Genomic DNA, 1,115 nt, shown 5'->3' with positions numbered 1-1,115 from the left:
CAGATCCGGGGCGGCGGCGTGGGCGCGCGTGGCCTCCCCCGCCGCCGAGGCGCGGACCGGCTCAGGCCAGGGCGCGGCCATCGGCGTGCCACCGCGGCCTGGCTGGTGAGGCGCGTCGTTGCCGTCCATGACCAGGTGTGCCGTGGCGCTCCCCTTTCGACCCTGCTCCCCGCCAGCATGGCCGGGATCAGGTTACGACGATGTTGAACTGCCGCGCCACGGCGGTCCAGCTGGCGATCTGCTCGCGCATCAGCGCGGTGAAATCGGCGCCGAGCACCGGGGTGTCGCGCGGCAGGGTCTGCAGCTCCTCCAGCCGCTGCCGCAGCTCGGGCCGGGCGGTGAGCGCCGGGATCAGCGCGGTCAGCCGCTCCACCACCGGCGCCGGCAGGTTGCGCGGCCCGGACAGGCCGAGCCATTGCGCCGAGGTCAGCTGCGGGAAGCCCTGCTCGGCGAAGGTCGGCACGCCGGGGAAGGCGGGCAGCCGCGCCGGCGAGGAGACGCCGAGGCAGCGCAGCGTGCCCTCCTTCATCATCTGCACATTGGTGGTGATCGGGTCGAACATGCTCTCGATCTGCCCGGCCATCAGGTCCTGCATGGCCGGCGCGCTGCCGCGATAGGGCACGTGCTCGAGATCCGGCACGCGCGCCTCGTGCGACATCATGGCGCCCAGCAGGTGCGGCGCCGAGCCGATGCCGGAGGAGCCGTAGCGCACCGGGCGGCGGCGCGCCGCGGCGATGTAGTCGTCCAGCGTGCGGAACGGGCTGTCGGCCCGCACCAGCAGGACGTTCGCCGCCTCCACCAGCAGGCCGATATGGGTGAAGTCGTCGACCGGGTGGAAGGGCAGGTTCGGCATGGTCGCGGCGGAGAAGACATGCACCGAGGCATGGCTGATCAGCAGCGTGTAGCCATCGGCCGGCTGCTTCGCGACATGGTCGGTGCCGATGACGCCGCCGGCGCCGGCGCGGTTCTCCACCACCACCGTCTGGCCCAGCGCCTGGGAGAGCGCCGGGGCCATCAGCCGGCCCACCGTGTCCACCAGCCCGCCGGGCGGGAACTGCGCCAGCAGGCGGACCGAGCCGCGGCTGGGCCAGGCACCGGCCGCCTGGGCACGGGCC

Annotated in this window: 1 protein-coding gene; it reads right to left on the bottom strand. The window is 73.9% G+C overall.

Annotation, left to right across the window (positions count from 1 at the left end; translation table 11 throughout):
• Positions 1–187: 187 nt before the first annotated feature.
• Positions 188–1,115 (bottom strand): Bug family tripartite tricarboxylate transporter substrate binding protein (locus HMPREF0731_RS21490; RefSeq protein WP_007006351.1); only part of this gene is annotated, 928 nt, incomplete at its 5' end.

It is taken from the genome of Pseudoroseomonas cervicalis ATCC 49957 (assembly GCF_000164635.1).
Lineage (GTDB): Bacteria > Pseudomonadota > Alphaproteobacteria > Acetobacterales > Acetobacteraceae > Pseudoroseomonas > Pseudoroseomonas cervicalis.
Note: the sequence above shows the minus strand (reverse complement) of the source record. Positions and strands in the feature narration are given on the sequence as shown.